Source organism: Sphingomonas mesophila, from assembly GCF_003499275.1.
In the GTDB taxonomy this organism is placed as follows: Bacteria; Pseudomonadota; Alphaproteobacteria; order Sphingomonadales; family Sphingomonadaceae; genus Sphingomicrobium; species Sphingomicrobium mesophilum.
On sequence record NZ_QWDF01000001.1, the window covers coordinates 1,397,264 to 1,413,908 of the forward strand.

The following is a 16,645-nucleotide window of genomic DNA, read 5'->3' on the forward strand; positions in this document are numbered from 1 at the left end:
GAATCAATCGCTCACCGGCCCGATCGGGCGGCGGTGGGCCAGCACCGGGATCCGGCCGCGCACCTCGGCGATCCGGCCGAGGTCGAGCTCGGCGAACACCAGGCCGTTGCCCTCGCCGCCGTCGGCCAGCACCTCGCCCCACGGGTCGACCGCCAGGCTGTGGCCAAAGGTCCGCCGGCCGTCCTCATGATGCCCAGACTGAGCCGCGGCGATCACGAACATCCCGGCCTCGATCGCCCGGGCGCGGAGCAACACGTGCCAGTGCGCCCGGCCGGTCGGGACGGTGAAGGCCGCCGGCACCGCGATCGCGCTCGCCCCCGCCTCGGCCAGCGCCGCGAACAGCGCCGGGAACCGCAGGTCGTAGCAGATCGTCAGCCCGAGATCGCCAACCGGCGTCCCGCGCACCACCACCGCCTCGCCTCCGGCGCGATAGCTCGCCGACTCGCGCCAGCTCTCGCCGGTCGGCAGGTCGACGTCGAACAGATGGATCTTGTCGTAGCGGCCCCGCACATCACCCGCGTCGTCGATCACGAACCCGCGATTGGCGAAGCGGTCGCCGGAGCGGACCGCGAGCGAGCCGATATGCACCCACAGCCCATGCTCCCGAGCCGCCGAGCGGACCGCGGCCAGCACCGGATCGGCCCCCTCTTCGGCCACCGATCGCCCCGCTCGCTCGCGATCGGAGTCGACGATGTTCGACATCTCCGGCGTGAACAGCATCGCCGCCCCGCCGGCCTTGGCCTCGGCCATCGCCGCGGCCAATTGGTCGGCGCTCCGAGCGGGGTCGATCCCGGTGCAGGACTGGAACAGCGCGATCCGGGTCAAGCGGCGAGCAGCTCCGCCAGCCGCCCCGACTGCTCGAGCTCGAACAAATCGTCGCAGCCGCCGATATGCCGCCCGTCGACGAAGATCTGCGGCACCGTCGTCCGGCCGTTGGCGCGCTGGATCATGTCCGCGCGGGCCTGCTGGTCGCCGCCGATCGCGATCTCGTCATAGGCCACGCCGCGCATGTCGAGCAGCCGCTTGGCGCGCACGCAATAGGGGCAGAACGACTTGGTGTAGATCTCGACTTTCGGCAAAACGCTCAACTCCGTTAGTGTGGCATCGTCTAACGCGCGAGCAGGGCGGGACGCACCACCCGCGCGAAACACAGCAGGTCGACCCGCGCCGCGCCGCCCTTCAAGAGCACCTTGGCGCACGCTTCCGACGTGCTTCCGCTGGTCAGCACGTCGTCGACCAGGATGACATGGCGCCCCTTGACCGCCGCCCGATCCCCCAGCGCGAACGCCCGCGCCACCTCGCGCCGCCGCTGGCTCGCACCCATCCCCTTGAGCGGCCGGGTCCGGCGGGTGCGGCGCAGCGCGGCCACATCATGCTCCACCCCGAGCCGCCGCGACAATTCGCGCGCGACCAGCGCCGACTGGTTGAACCCCCGAGTCCACAGCCGCCAGCGGTGGAGCGGCACCGGCACCAGCAGCGGCGCGTCGTCCGCATCCGCGAGCGGCGCCAGGAACTGCGCCATGGTCGCCGCAGCGCCGACCTTGCGGCCGTATTTGAGCTTCATCACCAGCGTCCGGGCGATGTCGCCATAGGCCACTGCGGCGCGGGTCCGGGCGATCAGCGGCGGCTGCGCCAGGCATCGTCCGCAACTGGTCTCATCGGTCGCCTCCAGCGGCAGCCCGCACGTCACGCAGCCGCCCTCGCCGCACCAGTCGATCTGCAGCCAGCAATCGGCGCAGAAGCGATGGAGGTCGGGGACGATCGTGCCGCAGCCCGGGCAGCGCGGCGGGAGCGCGAAGTCGAGCGCGTGGCGCAGGCCGGCGCGGGCGAGACTGCCGATCGGCGTCATGCCCTCTTGTTGCCCGCGGCGGCGCTGCGCACAAGGGCCGGGTGAGCCTGCCCCCGATCGATCCGCGCCGACGCGCCGCCAAGGCGCAGCGTGCCGAGCGCCGCGGCGGCGACCTGTTCCTCGTCGAGCGCGCGCTCGGCGAATGCCTCGATCGCCTTGCCGAGCTTCCCGGCGGCGGGAATGCGCTGATCATCACCGCCGAGCCACGCCAATGGCTCGCCAATGCCGTGCGATCGCCGCTACCGGTCCAGTCGCCCGCTTTGCTCACCCCGCACTGCGCCGACACGATCATCGCCCTCGGCCTGTTCGAGGATGCGGAGGATCCGACGCTCACCGCCTTCGTCCTCGGCCAGGCGCTTCGGCCCGGCGGCCGGCTGATCGGCGCCTGCCTCGGCCCGCAAAGCCTGCCGCGGCTGCGCGCCGCCCTGCTCGACGCCGAACGCGCCGAAGGCCGCGCCGTCCAGCGCTTCAACCCGCTGCCCGACCCCGCCTCGCTCGCCGCCATGCTGACCGCCGCCGGTCTCGCCAACGTCGTCGTCGACGTCGACCGCTGCGCCGTGTCCTACCGCAGTGCGCTCCATCTGGTCCGCGACCTGCGCGACATGGGCTGCACCGCGAGCCGGTCCGCGCCGCACGTTCCGCTCAGCCGCAAAATCGTCGAGCAACTCGAAATTAACTTCCTCGGCGGATTGGAGCGGGCGACGGAAACGTTCGAAATCCAGTATTTTTCGGGGTTCGCGCAGAACGCGGTCTAGCGCGCATTAACCGGCCTCGCGCAAGCTTCCTTAACCACTGGCCTTTAAATCTTCTTTCGTGGACCAAGACCAGAGGAGGGTGGCGTGCACGCTATCCGTATGTTTCTGCGCACCCTGAGGTGCGACAAGCGCGGCGCAACCGCGATCGAATACGGGCTCATCGCCGCACTCATCGTCATTGCCATGATGGGCGGCCTGCGCACATTGGGCGGCGGCGCCAACGGCATGTGGGGCAAGGTCGGCAACGAAGTTTCGGCCAAGATGTAAGCGAGTGGCCGGCGCGCGTCCCGGCGCCGGCTCGCTCACCCGCTTCGGCGGGCCCCGTAGATCACCAGCTTGACCTTGCTGCCCGGCACCAGCCGCTCGTTCGGCGCGATCCCGTTCAGCGCCACGAACCGCTCCAGCCGATAATCGCGATAGGCCATGCGCTGGCTCAGCGACTGGACGGTGTCGCCGGCCCGAACCGTCACCACGTCGATCACCTTGGGCCGGATCGCGGCCGCTTCCTGCCCGCTCAGCCGGCGCAGCGAATCGACCATTTGCGTGAACGGACCGATGCCCTGGCCGCCGCGGGTCAGCATGACGAAATGATAGACCGTGTCGGGGCTCCAGCGATAGGCCATGACGCTGACGTCGACCGATCCCGACGAGGTGTTGGCGCGGCCGACCGAATACATCGCCGGGATGCCGTTGATCATCGTCTGGCGCGGCGGCGCCATCGCCACTTGCTGACGGCCCCCGGTGAGGCCCTGGACGACGCGCATGATATATTGCTCGAGCGGGCCCTGGTAGCGGCCGCCGCTGAACTGCGCCTGCCCGGCCGAGCCGGAGATGGTCACTGCGCTCGCGCTGTTCTGCATCCGGTAGGTTGGCGGCACCGCGAACTGCAGCAGCAGGTCGGGGTGGCTGAACACCCGCCCCTCGATCACGCCCTGCGCGGGATCGTCGTCGACATACATGCCGTCGAGGACATTGAGGAACTGGTCGCGGTTGCGCACGCCCTGGCCCGGCGGGCCGCTGCGCTGCGCCTCGACCAGCGCGCGCTGCAGCCGGTTGGTGCTCAGCGGGTGGGTGCTCGCCCATTCCGGGGTCGAGCGGTTCTCGTGGCCCTGCAGCCGAGTCTCGAGCGCGCTCGAGCGGGTCAGCGCGGCCAGCACGCGGGTGCCGCCGAGCGGGTCGTAGCCGGCGCGGGTGATGTAGCGCGTGCCGAGCGAATCCGCCTGATATTCCTGCTCGCGCGAGAAGCTCAGCGTCGCCATCTGCGAATAGCGCATCGCGCTCTGGCCGATCATGCTGCCAAGCCCGCTGTTGCCGACCACGCTGCCGAGGATGGCGCCGAGCACGCCGAGCACCGAATTGCGGGTCGCGGCCGACTTGCGCGCCTGGGCATGATTGCCGGCGACGTGGCCGGCCTCGTGGCCGAGCACGAAGGCGAGCTCGGATTCGTCGTCGAGCAGCGCCATCAGCTGGCGGGTGATGTAGATGTAGCCGCCGGGCACCGCGAAGGCGTTTTCGACCGCGCTGTTGAGCGTGGTGAAGCGGAACGCCTGGCCGCTGTTGACCACTCCGGTCTGCGCCGCGACCCGCGCCCCGACCTGCTGGACGTAGGCGCCGCGCGTGCCGCTTTCGGCGCCGCCGAACTCCTGCACCAGTTCAGGGTGCTGGCGCTGCGCTTCGGCGACGTCGCGCGGGTTGAGGTAGCGCGCCTGCGCGATCGCGGCGGCGGGGACGATGACGGCGGCGCTTGCGGCAAGCGCGAGGAGACGGCGTTTCATAAGGGCTCCGTAACGCGGGCGAATTTTCGCTCCGCTGAACGGGCGCCCGAAGCCGATGGTTCCGGTTTGGCCTAGTCGCCCATCGCCAGGAACTTGGCGCGGCGCTGCCGGATCAGCGCGTCGGCGTCGAGCCGCTCGAGCTCGGCCAGCTCCTCGCCGATCGCGTGGCGCAGCAGGTCGATCGCGCCGTCGGGATCCCGGTGTGCGCCGCCGAGCGGCTCGGGCACGATCCGGTCGATCACGCCCAGCGACTTGAGGTCGGGCGCGGCGATCTTCATCGCTTCCGCGGCGTCGGCGGCCTTGTCGGCGGTGCGCCACAGGATCGACGCGCAACCCTCCGGCGAGATTACCGAATAGACCGCATGTTCGAGCATCAGCACGCGGTTGGCGGCGGCAAGCGCGATCGCCCCGCCCGAGCCGCCCTCGCCGGTGATCGCGGTGACCATCGGCACGCCAAGCTCGAGGCATTGTTCGGTCGATCGCGCAATCGCCTCGGCCTGCCCGCGCTCCTCGGCCTGCACCCCGGGAAAGGCGCCCGAGGTGTCGACCAGCGTCACCACCGGCAGGTCGAAGCGGTCGGCCAGCTGCATCAGCCGGATCGCCTTGCGATAGCCCTCGGGCTTGGCCATCCCGAAATTGTGCTTGAGCCGGCTGGCGGTGTCGTCGCCCTTCTCGTGGCCGATCAGCATCACCCGACGTCCGCCGATCCGCGCCAGCCCGCCGAGGATCGCCTGGTCGTCGCCGAACGCGCGATCGCCGGCCAGCGGCACGAAATCGTCCGCCAGCTTGGCCGCGAAATCCTTGAAGTGCGGCCGGTCGGGGTGGCGGGCGACCTGGGCCTTCTGCCACGGGGTGAGCCGGCCATAGGTGTCCTTGAGCAGCTTCTCGGCCTTGGCCTCGAGCCGCCCGACCTCGGCCTCGATGTCGACCGCCCCGCTGTCGGCGGTCTCGCGCAACGCGGCGACTCGCGCCTCGAGGTCGGCCACCGGCTTTTCGAATTCGAGATAGGTCAGCATGTGCGGGCGCGGCCTAGGGTGCGGCGCGGGCCTCGTCAACGCGGCGCGCGGGCGAGCGGGTGGCGCTCGTTGACCAGCCGCACCAGCCGCTCGCTGTCGACATGGGTGTAGATTTGGGTGGTGGCGATGTCGGCATGGCCGAGCAGCGTCTGCAGCGCGCGCAGGTCCGCTCCGCCGGCCAGCAGATGGGTCGCGAAGGCGTGGCGCAACACGTGCGGGCTAACCCGCTCGGGCGCGATCCCCGCCTCGGCGGCGATCGCGCGCACGATCTGGAAAAGCCGCACCCGGCTGAGGTGGCCGCTCCGGCTCGGGAACAGCTGCCGCGCTTCGTCGGGCAATGTCTCGCTCCACCGCGCGACCGCCTCGCTCGCCCGGCTCGACACAGGAACCATGCGTTCGCGCCCGCCCTTGCCGGCAAGGATCAGGAAAGGCTGGCCGGGCCGCACCGCGCGCCGCGGCAATGATACCAGTTCGGTCGCCCGCAGCCCCGAGCCGTAGAGCAGTTCGAGCAAGGCCAGGTTGCGCAGCGCCGCCGGCGCGCCGCTCGCCGCCCGGTCCGCCGCCACCACGAACATCCGCTCGACCTCGTCGGCATCGAGGATCCGCGGCAGCGGCCGCTCGGATCGCGGCCGGACCAGCGCCGCCGCCGGATTGTCCGAGCGGATGCCCTCGTCCTGAAGGAAATCGAAGAACCGCCGGAGCGCCGCGGTGCGCCGGCCGACGGTCGAATTGGCAAGGCTTCGCCACTTGGGCGCAAGCGCGACGAGCGCCTCGCCGGAAGCCTCGCCGAGCGGCGCGGAAAGGTCGCGCGCCGCCGCCTCGAGATCGTTGCGATAGGCCGCCAGCGTATTCTTCGCCGCGCCCGCTTCCGACGCCAGCATGTCGAGGAAACGGTCGACCAGCGCGGCGTCCGCCGGCGTCACGTCCGTGCCAGGGCCTCCGCCGCGATCATCCGCGCCGCAAACCCCTGGCCGTTGCGATTGAGCGCGGTGACGAGATGATAGAGGTGCAGCGCCGGGACCGAATTGTAGTCCGCCGCCTGAAGCCCGACCGCCGCGAGCACCGCCACCGTCCCGGCCTGCCCGCGCTGCGACGCGCCGTCGATGTTGCGGGTCCACACGTTGCTCCGGGTCAGCCCGAAGTCGTGGCGGCGATTGAGCCGGCTCGCCTCCTCGAGGCTGATCCGCCCGAGCCCGGCCAACCCCGCCACCAGCAGCGCGCTGCGCTGCTTGCCGGCGCTGTCGTCGTCGCTGATGAAGTCGCCCAGCATCCCGCCGTCGAGCGGCTGGTCGGTCCCGGCCAGCGCGAGCATCGCCCATGAGCGGCTTTGCGGCCCGTCGTCCATGTCGCCGACCGCCTCCATCCAGCGCAGCGCGGCGCGGTCGTAGCCCGCCGACAGCATCGCCGCGATGAGGTCCGGCGCGATGTCCTGCAGCTCGGAGTCGGGCGCCACGCGGGTCGCCGCCCGCGCCAGGGCGGCCCGCGTCGCTTCCTTCTCCAGCGGGCTTTTGGCCTTGTCGAGCAGCCGCCGCATCGCCGCTACCCGCTCGCTCTGGTCGCGCCCGACCATCGCCAGCCGGAGCTGCCACGCGTCGGTCTCGCCGAGGTCGCTCGGGTCGGTCGAATCGTAAATCTGCGCGTAGACGTCGACCAGCGCTTGCGACGAGAACACGCCGAGCCCGGTCGCGACCCGCGCCGCCGCCAGCCGCGCCTCCGGGCTGAGCATCGCCGAGCGCGCCTGCCACGCCAGCACGTGGGGCGAGAGGCCCTTCACCAGCCGCTCGGGCGGCACCATGCCGGTCGCCGTCGCCAGCCCGAAGCGCCAGATGTTGAGCTGTTGCACCGGCTCCCACTCGACCGTCACCGAGCGCGCGCTTTCCGCTCCGGCGCCGACCACCTTGTCGGCCAGCACCAGGTCGATCTGCTCGAACCGCCCGCGCCGCCGAGCCGCCTCGATATCGCTCGCCGCCACCTCGCTCGATCCCGACAGCGAGGCGCACATTGCCTGGACCAGCGGCATCATCTTGCGCTCGACCCGCTCGAGCCCGTCGCGCAGCGGGCACAGGCCGGCCGGGTCGGCGTTCGCCAGCGCGCTCTGCGCCGCGACCTGGAACATCTTGGGCGAGAAATCATCGACGTCGACCGCCGAGACCAGCATCCGCGCCGCGTCCGCCTCGCCCATCCGAAGCAGCATCCAAGCGCGCTCGGCGGCCCAGTCGGCGGGGTGCACGTCAGCCGGCGCACGCGCCGCGGTCAGCAGCGCGTTGCGCACCAATATATGGCCCCAGCGCGAGGCCAGCGGCGCGCGCGTCGAGCGAAGCAGGCGCGACAGATATTTGCCGCTCGCCGTCCCCCACATGCCCTCGCCGAACCCGCTCGCCGACGGTGGGACCGCCCCGGCCAGCGCCGCGTCGCGCTCCGATCCCGACGGCAGTTCGATCTGCGGCGGCGGCTCGAGCAGCGCCGCCTGCTCCTCCGGCGACAATTCCGACAAGGCGCTCTCGACCGCCCGGCTGATTTCCCCGCGCGGCGCCGACGACACCGGCTGCCGCGCCGGAGCAGACGTCTCGCTGCTGTTCGCGGGTGCCGGCGCCGGCTGCTCGCCAAACCCCGGCGGAAGGATCGACTGCGGCGCTTCCTGCGCGATCACCGCCACCGACACCCCGGCCGCCGCGGCCGCGGCCAGCAGCCACCTAGCGCGAGGCATCGGGCTTCACATCCTCGACGATCATCCGCTGCGGCACCGGCTCGACGCTCGCCGACAGGAACCACAACGCGCCCGCGACCAGCAGCAGCAGGATCAGCAGCGCAATCACCATGCGCGGCACCGGCGATCGGCGCGGCATGTTCGGCAGGGATCGGGCAGGCGCTCGGCGCGGGGCGTGTTGGGGTCGTCTCATGCGCCGGCCTTTTGCCCGACCATCCCTCCCCATGTATAGCCCCGCCCGGTGGAAAAGCTCAGCGACAGACTGGACCGGCCGATCGTGCTGGTGGGCCTGATGGGCGCGGGCAAGTCGACCGTCGGCCGGCGCCTCGCCAAGCGCCTCAACCTGCCGTTCGTCGACAGCGATTCGGCGATCGAGGACGCCGCCGGGTTCAGCGCCGCGGAGGTGTTCGAGCGCTTCGGCGAGCGCGATTTCCGCGATGGCGAGCGGCGGCTGGTGGCGCGGCTGGTCGACGGCAGCGTCGGAATCATCGCCACCGGCGGCGGCGCGTTCGTCGATCCGACCACCCGCCAATTGCTCAACGAGCGCGCGATCACCGTTTGGCTCGACGCGCCGGTCGAGGTGCTGAGCGAGCGCACCGCCCGCCGCGACACCCGCCCGCTGCTGCGCACCGCCGACCCGAAGGCGACGCTCGAGACCCTCGCCGAGCAGCGCCGCTCGTCCTACGCCGAGGCCCACATCCATGTCCGCAGCGGACGCGGCGGCCACAATGAGGTGGTCGAGCGGATCATCGCCGCGGTCGCCGAGCATCTCGACCGGTGAGCCGGGCCGATCCGGCGCTGGTCGTCGGCGATCTCGCCGCCGCCCTCGACACCATCGCCGACCACAACTCCGGCCGCCCGATGCCGCTCATCAGCGACGCGCACGTCCACGCGCTTCACGGCCAGCGCCTTGCGCCGGTCGCCGACCAGCCCCCGATCCTGGTCCCACGCGGCGAGTCGGCCAAAAGCTGGGCAACGCTGGCCGCGATCGTCGACGAGCTCGCGCTGCGCGCAATCCCCCGCGGCACGCCATTGCTCGCGCTCGGCGGCGGGTCGGTCGGCGACATCGCCGCGCTCGCCGCGTCTTTGTTCAAGCGCGGCACGCCGGTGATCCACATCCCCACCACTCTCCTCGCCCAGACCGACAGCGCGGTCGGCGGCAAGACCGGGCTCAACTCGGCCGGAACCAAGAACATCGCCGGCACCTTCCACCCCCCCGCGCTGGTAGTCGCCGATCCGGCGCTGCTCGACACGCTCGACCGGCGCCAGCTCGTCGCCGGCTATGCCGAAGTCGTCAAATACGGCCTGATCGACGATCCCGCCTTCTTCGCCTGGTGCGAGGCGCACGGCCGCGCGCTGATCGACGGCGACCGCTCGGCGCGCACCCACGCCGTGCGCCACTGCCTCGCCGCCAAGGCGCGGCTGGTGCGCGGCGACGAGCGCGACCTCGGCGGCACCCGCACTCTGCTGAACCTCGGCCACAGTTTCGGCCACGCGATCGAATCCGCCGCCGGCCTCGGCCGGTTGCTCCACGGCGAGGCGGTCGCGGTCGGCCTCACCCTCGCCTTGCGCTTCTCGGCCTTCCTGCGCCTGTGCCCGCCGGCCAATGCCGATCGGCTCGCCGTCCATCTCGCCGCGGTCGGCCTTCCCACCCGGCTCGACGAGGTCGGCCTGAAGGGCGCCGATCTCGGCCGCTGGATGGCTCACGACAAGAAGAATTCAGCCTCGGTGCGGACCCTCGTCCTTGCGCACGGGATCGGCCGGGCCTTCGTCGCGCGCGCGGTCGATGAGGCCGCCCTCGTCGCCTTCCTCGCCGCCGCCTGACCCCGGCATCTGCGCCAGCGTGCGGTCCTCGCGGAAGCTCAATTCCTCGCCGGCATGAAGGTCGCCGGTCGAGCTCTGCCGCTCCAGCCGCTCGCAGTCGCGGCGGCGATATTCGCGCTCGACCCGCTCCGCCTCCTCCGGCTTGAATCCGGCCGAGCGCAGCGCCGCGCGACCCATCGCCACAGCACTCTCGAACAATTCGCGCTGGGCGAAGGCGAGGTCGAGCTTGTCGATCTCCATCAGATGGATTCGGTCGTAGGTGCGGACCAGCACCGACGCCTGCGGGAACGCTTCGAGCACCGCGCCCAGCGAGGCCCGACTCAGGCTGCCGTCCCTATTGTCGTTGCAGAAGGCGATCACCCGCGCGCTGTCCGCCCCCGCGGTGCGCAACAAATCAACCCGAGTCCCGTCGCCATAATAGACCTTGCGCCCGAATTCCTCGGCGCGCTCGATCGCGCTGGTCTGCTTGTCGATCAAGGTCACGCCGACGCCCTTGGCCTGCAGCATCTGCGCCACCGTCTGGCCGAACCGGCCCGATCCGACGACGATCGCCGGCGTGTCGGGCGATTGCTCGGGCCCGTCGAGGTCGTCGCGCCCCTGCTCGCGCCGGTCGAGCCAGTCGGTGAGGCGCATCAAGAGCGGCGTGGTCGCCATCGATAGGGTGATCACCGCGCCGAGCAGCGAGGCAGCCTCGGGCAGGATCAGTTGCGCCGCCGCCGCCTGCGCGAACAACACGAAACCGAACTCCCCCGCCTGGCTGAGCAACAGCCCGAGCCGCACCGAGCGCCGCCATGCGTTGCCGAACGCCCGCGCCAGGGCGGTGATGATCAGCCCCTTGATGACGATCACCGCCAGCGCGATCGACACCACGAACACCGGCTGGGCGAGCACCGTCGTCACGTCGAGCATCATCCCGACCGCCAGGAAGAACAGGCCGAGCAGGATCGACCGGAACGGCTCGACGTCGCTCTCGATCTCGTGGCGATAGGGGCTTTCCGCCAGCATCACTCCGGCGATGAACGCGCCCAGCGCCACCGACAGTCCGAGCAGATGCATCAGCGCCGCCGCCGCGAACACCGTGAACAGGCCGGCGACGATGAAGAATTCCTGCTCGCCGATCCGCCCGATCAGGCGGAACAGCGGGTTGAGCAGATAGCGCCCGGCCAGCACCAGCCCGACGATCGCGCCGACCGTGTACAGCGCCAGCATCCACCCGCTCGGATCGTCCGGACCCGGCGGCGCGCGCGACATCGCCGCGATGATCGTGATCAGCGGCACGATGCTGAGATCCTGGAACAGCAGCACCGAGAACGCCCGCTCGCCGCGCGGAGTATTGAGCAGCCCCTCGGCGCGCAGCATCGGCAGCACCTGGGCGGTTGACGACAGCGCCAGCGGAAGCCCGATCGCCAGCGCCGCCGCCGGGCTGACCCCGAGCGCCCACCACACGAACAGGCTGATCGCCAGCCCGCAGATTACGACCTGCGCCAGCCCCAGCCCGAAAATGTCGTTGCGCAGTCGCCACAGCCGCCCGGGGTTGAGCTCGAGCCCGACGATGAACAGCAGCAAGGCGATGCCGATTTCGGAAATCGCCGACAGCCGCTCCGGCTCGGTCACCAGCCCGAGCACGTGCGGCCCGATGAAAATCCCGCCGGCGATGTAACCCAGCGTCGCGCCGAGCCCAAGCTTGCGGAAGATGGTCACGAACAGCAGCGCGGTGCCGAGCATGATCGCGCCATATTCGAGCATCGTCGCCGCCGATTCGGCCGCCTCGGCGGTCTCCGCGACGCTCGCCGCGATGAGCAGCGTGGTCATCGCTCGAACGCCGCGGCCAATGCGCGGAACGGCAACAGGATCGCCTCGTGCCGCCCCGTCCGCCCGAGCGCCGGCGCGAGCGGCGCAAGCCACTGCGCCCCCTCGCCGCCCGCCAGCCAGCCTTCCACCGTTCGCACCATCTCCACGGCCCCGGAGCGATCGAGCCCAACCGCCCGCGCCCCCATCAACGCCGCCGCCGCCTGCCCGTAAGCGCAAGCCTCGACCGCCTGCCGAACCTCAGCCACGCGCCCCGCCTCATCGAGCGCGACCGCAACCCGAACCCGGCTCCCGCAAGCCCGCGACCGAAGCTCGCGCGCGTCGGCAAGCTGATCGAAACTGACTTGGCCCGGTATCGCGGCCGCGAGCCGCAGAATGTCCCGAGTATAAGGTGCCTCCATCAGCACCTCGTCGCCCCAGCGAAGGCGGAGCCGGCTTCAAGGCTCCGACGGCACGACAGTGCCGTTGGAATGCCGGCGGAGGTTGGGGCCCATGCCTGTCCGTTGCGCGCAAAACTCATGGCATGGATGCCAGCCTGCGCTGGCATGACAAGAAAACGGCGAATCACGCCCGCCGCCACGTCGTCCCGCCCGGCCCGTCCTCGAGCAGGATCCCCTCGGCCTTGAGCTCGTCGCGAATGCGGTCCGCAGTCGCAAAGTCCCGCGCCGCCTTGGCCGAATCGCGCTCCGCAATCCGCGCCTCGACATCGTCGCTCGCCCCGCCGCGGAACCAGTCGTCCGCACTTTCGCCAAGCAGGCCCAGCAATTGCGCCGATGCGCGCAGCACTGCCGGATCGTCGATCTGCCCCAGACGCGAGAGTGCGAGCGGCGTGTTGAGGTCATCCCCCAACGCCGCCACGAACGCCGCGTCGACCGCGCCCGGCTCGGCGTCGCCCGCCTTGCGATAGAGCCCGTCGAGTACCGCCCGCGACTGCATGACCAGCGCCTCGGTCCACGGCAACGGCTGGCGATAGTGCGCGCTCAAAAGCGCCAGCCGAAGCACCTCGCCCTTGTGCCCCGCCGCCAGCAACTCGCCCGGAGTCACAATATTCCCGAGCGACTTCGACATCTTGTCGGCGCCCATGTCGACGAAGCCGTTGTGCACCCAGTATCGCGCGAGCGGCGCAGCGTGGGCGCAGCGGCTTTGCGCAATCTCGTTCTCGTGGTGCGGGAAGATGAGGTCGAGCCCGCCGCCATGAATGTCGATCGTCGTGCCCAAATGCGCTCGGATCATGGCCGAGCATTCGATGTGCCAGCCCGGCCGCCCGCGTCCCCATGGGCTGTCCCAGCCGACCACGTTCGCCGCGCTCGGCTTCCACAGCACGAAGTCGGCCGGGTCGCGCTTGTACGGCGCGACCTCGACCCGCGCCCCGGCGACCATCGCCTCGCGGTCGCGCCGCGACAGGCTGCCGTAGTCCGGGTCGCTCGGGACCGAAAACAGCACATGGCCCTCGGCCTCGTAGGCGTGTCCCTTGGCAATCAATTCGCCGATCATCGCCACCATCGCGGCGATCTCCTGCGTCGCGTGCGGCGCGATCGTCGGGTCGCGCACGCCCAGCGCGCGCATGTCGTCGAGATAATGCGCCTCGAACCGCGCTGTGATCACCCCCGGCTCAACGCCCTCCTCGGCCGCCGCGGCGATGATCTTGTCGTCGACGTCGGTGACGTTGCGCGCCAGCACCACCTCGGCGTCGGGATACTCATGCTCGAACAGGCGGCGAAGCACGTCGAACACCACCGCCGGCCGCGCATTGCCAATGTGCGCGCGGCCATAGACCGTCGGCCCGCACACGTAGATCGTGATCCGCTTCGGGTCGGCGGGCACAAACTCCTTTTTGGCCCGCGCCAGCGTGTCGTGGAGCCGGATCATTCGCCCTCGATCCGCGCCGGCGGATGGCGCCGCTCCTCGACCCAGCCGACCACCGCCGCGCTGCTCGCGTTGAGCAAGGGATAGGTGCGCGAGCTGACCATCCAGTCGGGCCGCTCGGCGGTCGAGCCGTGGACGATGTCGATCGCGAGGTGCGCGAGCAGGAAGAACAAAGTCGCCCCGATCAGCCCCTTGAGCATCCCGAACCCGCCGCCAAGGATGCGGTCGACCGGCCCCAGCACCGAGCGCCGAGCCCGCCCGCCGACCGCCTTGGCGAAGATTTTGAAGATCACATAGGCCGGCAGGAAAATGAGCCCGAACGCCACCGCCGCGGCGCCCGCCGTACTGCCGACCGGCCCCACCAGGCTCTCGGTCACCGGCGCGTGGAACATCTTGAGCGCGATCACCGCCACCACCCATGCGAGCAGCGACAGCACCTCGTGCGCGAAGCCGCGGACGAAGCCGATCATCGCCCCGCCGCCCAGCAGCAGCACCACGAAAATGTCGAGCCCGGTCATGCTATCGAGCGCTAGCGTTGAGCGAAATGCAGCGCCACCCTCTTTCGTCATTGCGAGCCCCGCAGGGGCGCGGCAATCCAGCGGCGCAAGGCTGGATTGCTTCGCTACGCTCGCAATGACGGCTGCTTCACCGCCCGAGCAAATGATCAACCAGCGCCCGCAAGCTCCCAAACCCCGCCACCGCGATCCCGTCGCCCTTGACCCCCGCCGGAGCCCACGCCCGCTCGAACCCCAGCTTGGCCGCTTCCTTGAGCCTCAGGCCCGCATGCGCCACCGGCCGGACCTCGCCCGACAGCGCGATCTCGCCCATCACCACCGCGCCGGACGGCACCGCCCGCTCGCTTAACGCCGAGACCAGCGCCGCCGCCACCGCCAGGTCCGCCGCCGGGTCGCTCAGCCGGTAGCCCCCTGCGACATTGAGATAGACCTCGACATTGGCGAAGCTCAGCCCGCAGCGCGCCTCGAGCACCGCCAGGATCATCGCCAGCCGCCCGCCGTCCCAGCCGACCGCCGAGCGCCGCGGGGTCGCCCCGCTCGCCAGTCGCAGAGTCAGCGCCTGAATCTCGACCAGCACCGGCCTTGTCCCCTCCAGCGCCGGGAAGATCGCCGTCCCGCTCACCGCGTCGTCGCGGCTGGTGAGGAACAGGCTCGACGGGTTGGCAACCTCGCTGAGCCCGCTGCCTTCCATCGCGAACACGCCGATCTCGTCGGTCCCACCGAAGCGGTTCTTGATCGCGCGCAGGATGCGATACTGGTGGCTTCGCTCGCCCTCGAAGCTCAGCACCGTATCGACCATATGCTCGAGCACCCGCGGCCCGGCGATATTGCCGTCCTTGGTGACATGGCCGACCAGCACCACCGCGGTCCCCGCCTGCTTGGCGAAGCGGATCAGTTCCTGCGCCGATGAGCGCACCTGGCTGACCGTCCCCGGCGCACCCTCGATCAAATCGCTGTGCATGGTCTGGATGCTGTCGATCACCAGCAGTGCCGGCGCCTCACCCTCGCCCAGCGTCGTCAGGATATCGCGCACGCTGGTCGCCGCGCCGATCTCGACCGGCGCATCGCCGACCCCCAGCCGCCGCGCGCGAAGCCGCACCTGGTCGGCCGCTTCCTCGCCCGAGATATAGACCACCCGCCGCTCGGCGCGGGCCATCAGCGCCGCCGCCTGGAGCAGCAGGGTCGACTTGCCGATCCCCGGGTCGCCGCCGATCAGCACCGCCGATCCGGCGACCAGCCCGCCGCCGACCGCGCGGTCGAACTCGGCGATCCCGGTCGCTAGCCGCTCGGGCAGCGGCCCGTCATGATCGAGCGTGCCGAGCGAAACCGCCCGCCCGCCGGCCGACAGATCATGCCTGGCGGCGAAGATGCTCGAAACCGACGCCGACTCCTGCACCAGGCTGTTCCAGTCGCCGCACTCCGTGCACTGCCCCTGCCAGCGCGACGTCGCCGACCCGCACGCCTGGCACACAAACCGGGCTTTTGCCCTGGCCATCAGCTTTCGCCCGAACCTGTCATTCCCCGCCCATATCAGAACATAACCGGAACAGAAACCCCATATCTCCGCCTCTCACCACCCCCGCACCACCCCCCGCGACGCAACCAAATCCCCCGCCCCCTCGTTATTCCCTCGATTCCCCAACAACATAGGTGATGTTTTCCAATGCGTATCCTCATGCCCTTGACCGCTCTCGCGACCGTTCTCGCCGCTGCCCCCGCCGCGGCCCAGAACACCCCGCAGGACCGCCTCGACCGGATCTTCGGCGCCTTGTTCGGCACCGGCGCCACCGCCGACAGTGCGCTTGAGACCCAGTGGCGCCTCGGCCGCGCGCCGCTCGCCAATCAGCGCGCGTCGTTCGACGCCCGGGTCGATGCCGACGTCCGCGCCGGAGCGCTCAGCGCCGCCACCGCTGCCCGCCTGAAGACCGATTATGCGGCGGTCGTCGCGCTCGAATCGCGCTATCGCGCCGACGGCGTGTTCACCACCGCCGAGCGGACCGAACTGATCGACCGCTACGGCACGCTGACTCAGGTGCTGGCCGATCGCGGCTATGGCGACAATGCCACCGCCGAGCGTGCCCCGGTCGCCGAGGGCCGCGCCGAGTTCGAGCGCCAGGTCGACGCCGCGGTTGTCGCCCGCCGCCTGACCCGGGTCGCCGCCAGCCGCCTCAAGGCCGATTATGCCGCGCTTGCGGCGGTCGAGGCCAATCATCTGCGCGACGGTCGGCTCACCGCCGCCGAACGCGACGAGCTCGACGAGCGCCTCGATGCGCTCGACGCCCGCCTCGACGGCGCCGCGGTGGTGCTGACCCCGCGCGCCCGGCTCGACGCCATCCTTCGCGCGCTTCCGACCTCGGGTCTCGGCCTGCCCGCCCAGGCCCGCCTGCGGGTCGAGCATGGCGACCTGATGCGGCTCGAGGCGGCCTATGCCCGCCTCACCCCGACCACCGACGAGCGCGCCTATCTCGAGCGCCGGCTGGTCGATCTCGAGACCCGAGTCCGAATCCGCCGCTAACCGGCGGTCCGGCT

General features: G+C 70.8%; 18 protein-coding genes. 5 read left to right on the forward strand and 13 right to left on the reverse strand.

Annotated elements, in window-relative coordinates; genetic code table 11:
• Nucleotides 1-3 precede the first annotated feature (3 nt).
• From D0Z60_RS07090 to D0Z60_RS07100, 3 genes are read right to left on the reverse strand one after another with little or no spacing between them, the layout of a single operon-like run.
• On the reverse strand, nt 4-825 hold the full coding sequence (locus D0Z60_RS07090; protein WP_118857594.1) for a carbon-nitrogen hydrolase family protein: 822 nt from the start codon (nt 823-825) through the stop codon (nt 4-6).
• A complete protein-coding gene (gene grxC / locus D0Z60_RS07095; protein WP_205421042.1) occupies nt 822-1,079 on the reverse strand; it encodes a glutaredoxin 3 in 258 nt (85 codons plus the stop codon). Before grxC ends, D0Z60_RS07090 begins: the two co-directional genes overlap by 4 nt.
• Before the next feature lie 29 nt (nt 1,080-1,108).
• Complete coding sequence (locus D0Z60_RS07100; protein ID WP_118857596.1) at nt 1,109-1,849, reverse strand: ComF family protein; 741 nt, start codon at nt 1,847-1,849, stop codon at nt 1,109-1,111.
• 41 nt (nt 1,850-1,890) lie between these two features.
• Here D0Z60_RS07100 and D0Z60_RS07105 point away from each other — a divergent pair, with 41 nt between their 5' ends.
• Both D0Z60_RS07105 and D0Z60_RS07110 read left to right on the forward strand, forming a co-directional pair.
• The gene (locus tag D0Z60_RS07105) at nt 1,891-2,604 is read left to right on the forward strand and encodes a hypothetical protein (RefSeq protein WP_118857597.1); all 714 of its coding nucleotides are present in this window, start codon (nt 1,891-1,893) and stop codon (nt 2,602-2,604) included.
• 84 nt (nt 2,605-2,688) lie between these two features.
• Nucleotides 2,689-2,871 (forward strand): Flp family type IVb pilin, encoded by a 183-nt coding sequence (locus D0Z60_RS07110; protein ID WP_240325574.1) that lies wholly within the window; start codon nt 2,689-2,691, stop codon nt 2,869-2,871.
• A gap of 35 nt (nt 2,872-2,906) precedes the next feature.
• Here the strand turns inward: D0Z60_RS07110 and D0Z60_RS07115 are convergent, their stop codons facing one another.
• The 5 genes from D0Z60_RS07115 to D0Z60_RS11690 all read right to left on the reverse strand — a co-directional run bounded on the left by D0Z60_RS07115 (nt 2,907) and on the right by D0Z60_RS11690 (nt 8,241).
• Nucleotides 2,907-4,379 carry a M48 family metalloprotease gene (locus tag D0Z60_RS07115; RefSeq protein ID WP_118857599.1) on the reverse strand — a complete coding sequence of 491 codons (1,473 nt, stop codon included), beginning with the start codon at nt 4,377-4,379 and terminating at the stop codon, nt 2,907-2,909.
• A gap of 71 nt (nt 4,380-4,450) precedes the next feature.
• Nucleotides 4,451-5,395 carry an acetyl-CoA carboxylase carboxyltransferase subunit alpha gene (locus tag D0Z60_RS07120; RefSeq protein ID WP_118857600.1) on the reverse strand — a complete coding sequence of 315 codons (945 nt, stop codon included), beginning with the start codon at nt 5,393-5,395 and terminating at the stop codon, nt 4,451-4,453.
• 35 nt (nt 5,396-5,430) lie between these two features.
• Nucleotides 5,431-6,276, reverse strand: a complete 846-nt coding sequence (locus D0Z60_RS07125) for a tyrosine-type recombinase/integrase (protein WP_240325657.1) — start codon at nt 6,274-6,276, stop codon at nt 5,431-5,433.
• 38 nt (nt 6,277-6,314) lie between these two features.
• Nucleotides 6,315-8,102: a hypothetical protein gene (locus tag D0Z60_RS11930; protein ID WP_118857602.1), complete on the reverse strand. Its 1,788-nt coding sequence runs from the start codon at nt 8,100-8,102 to the stop codon at nt 6,315-6,317.
• Nucleotides 8,089-8,241 (reverse strand): hypothetical protein, encoded by a 153-nt coding sequence (locus tag D0Z60_RS11690; RefSeq protein ID WP_162888131.1) that lies wholly within the window; start codon nt 8,239-8,241, stop codon nt 8,089-8,091. The genes D0Z60_RS11930 and D0Z60_RS11690 overlap by 14 nt, the downstream gene beginning before the upstream one ends.
• 102 nt (nt 8,242-8,343) lie before the next feature.
• Between D0Z60_RS11690 and D0Z60_RS07135 the strand changes: the two genes are divergently transcribed.
• On the forward strand, nt 8,344-8,883 hold the full coding sequence (locus tag D0Z60_RS07135; RefSeq protein ID WP_275896710.1) for a shikimate kinase: 540 nt from the start codon (nt 8,344-8,346) through the stop codon (nt 8,881-8,883).
• Nucleotides 8,880-9,926, forward strand: coding sequence for a 3-dehydroquinate synthase family protein (locus tag D0Z60_RS07140; protein ID WP_240325575.1), 1,047 nt, complete (start codon nt 8,880-8,882; stop codon nt 9,924-9,926). Before D0Z60_RS07135 ends, D0Z60_RS07140 begins: the two co-directional genes overlap by 4 nt.
• Here the strand turns inward: D0Z60_RS07140 and D0Z60_RS07145 are convergent.
• The 5 genes from D0Z60_RS07145 to radA form a co-directional block, all read right to left on the reverse strand.
• A complete protein-coding gene (locus D0Z60_RS07145) occupies nt 9,822-11,738 on the reverse strand; it encodes a cation:proton antiporter domain-containing protein (RefSeq protein WP_118857603.1) in 1,917 nt (638 codons plus the stop codon). The genes D0Z60_RS07140 and D0Z60_RS07145 overlap by 105 nt on opposite strands.
• Complete coding sequence (locus D0Z60_RS12065) at nt 11,735-11,983, reverse strand: hypothetical protein (RefSeq protein WP_162888132.1); 249 nt, start codon at nt 11,981-11,983, stop codon at nt 11,735-11,737. Before D0Z60_RS12065 ends, D0Z60_RS07145 begins: the two co-directional genes overlap by 4 nt.
• 316 nt (nt 11,984-12,299) lie before the next feature.
• Nucleotides 12,300-13,604, reverse strand: coding sequence for a cysteine--tRNA ligase (cysS, locus tag D0Z60_RS07155; RefSeq protein WP_118857605.1), 1,305 nt, complete (start codon nt 13,602-13,604; stop codon nt 12,300-12,302).
• The gene (locus D0Z60_RS07160) at nt 13,601-14,119 is read right to left on the reverse strand and encodes a CvpA family protein (protein ID WP_118857606.1); all 519 of its coding nucleotides are present in this window, start codon (nt 14,117-14,119) and stop codon (nt 13,601-13,603) included. The genes cysS and D0Z60_RS07160 overlap by 4 nt, the downstream gene beginning before the upstream one ends.
• Nucleotides 14,120-14,246: 127 nt before the next feature.
• Complete coding sequence (gene radA / locus D0Z60_RS07165; protein ID WP_118857607.1) at nt 14,247-15,611, reverse strand: DNA repair protein RadA; 1,365 nt, start codon at nt 15,609-15,611, stop codon at nt 14,247-14,249.
• A 168-nt stretch (nt 15,612-15,779) separates the two neighbouring features.
• On the opposite strand from radA, the gene D0Z60_RS07170 reads away from it, so the two are divergent.
• The gene (locus D0Z60_RS07170; protein ID WP_162888133.1) at nt 15,780-16,631 is read left to right on the forward strand and encodes a hypothetical protein; all 852 of its coding nucleotides are present in this window, start codon (nt 15,780-15,782) and stop codon (nt 16,629-16,631) included.
• Nucleotides 16,632-16,645: the final 14 nt, after the last annotated feature.

Excerpts from the sequence above, each read along its gene's own strand:
- D0Z60_RS07100 (WP_118857596.1), bottom strand. The coding sequence starts at position 1,849 with ATGACGCCGATCGGCAGTCTCGCCCGCGCCGGCCTGCGCCACGCGCTC.
- D0Z60_RS07115 (WP_118857599.1), bottom strand. The coding sequence starts at position 4,379 with ATGAAACGCCGTCTCCTCGCGCTTGCCGCAAGCGCCGCCGTCATCGTC.
- D0Z60_RS07120 (WP_118857600.1), bottom strand. The coding sequence starts at position 5,395 with ATGCTGACCTATCTCGAATTCGAAAAGCCGGTGGCCGACCTCGAGGCG.
- D0Z60_RS07125 (WP_240325657.1), bottom strand. The coding sequence starts at position 6,276 with ATGCTGGCGTCGGAAGCGGGCGCGGCGAAGAATACGCTGGCGGCCTAT.
- D0Z60_RS11930 (WP_118857602.1), bottom strand. The coding sequence starts at position 8,102 with ATGCCTCGCGCTAGGTGGCTGCTGGCCGCGGCCGCGGCGGCCGGGGTG.
- D0Z60_RS11690 (WP_162888131.1), bottom strand. The coding sequence starts at position 8,241 with ATGCCGCGCCGATCGCCGGTGCCGCGCATGGTGATTGCGCTGCTGATC.
- D0Z60_RS07145 (WP_118857603.1), bottom strand. The coding sequence starts at position 11,738 with ATGACCACGCTGCTCATCGCGGCGAGCGTCGCGGAGACCGCCGAGGCG.
- cysS (WP_118857605.1), bottom strand. The coding sequence starts at position 13,604 with ATGATCCGGCTCCACGACACGCTGGCGCGGGCCAAAAAGGAGTTTGTG.
- D0Z60_RS07160 (WP_118857606.1), bottom strand. The coding sequence starts at position 14,119 with ATGACCGGGCTCGACATTTTCGTGGTGCTGCTGCTGGGCGGCGGGGCG.
- radA (WP_118857607.1), bottom strand. The coding sequence starts at position 15,611 with ATGGCCAGGGCAAAAGCCCGGTTTGTGTGCCAGGCGTGCGGGTCGGCG.
- D0Z60_RS07170 (WP_162888133.1), top strand. The coding sequence starts at position 15,780 with ATGCGTATCCTCATGCCCTTGACCGCTCTCGCGACCGTTCTCGCCGCT.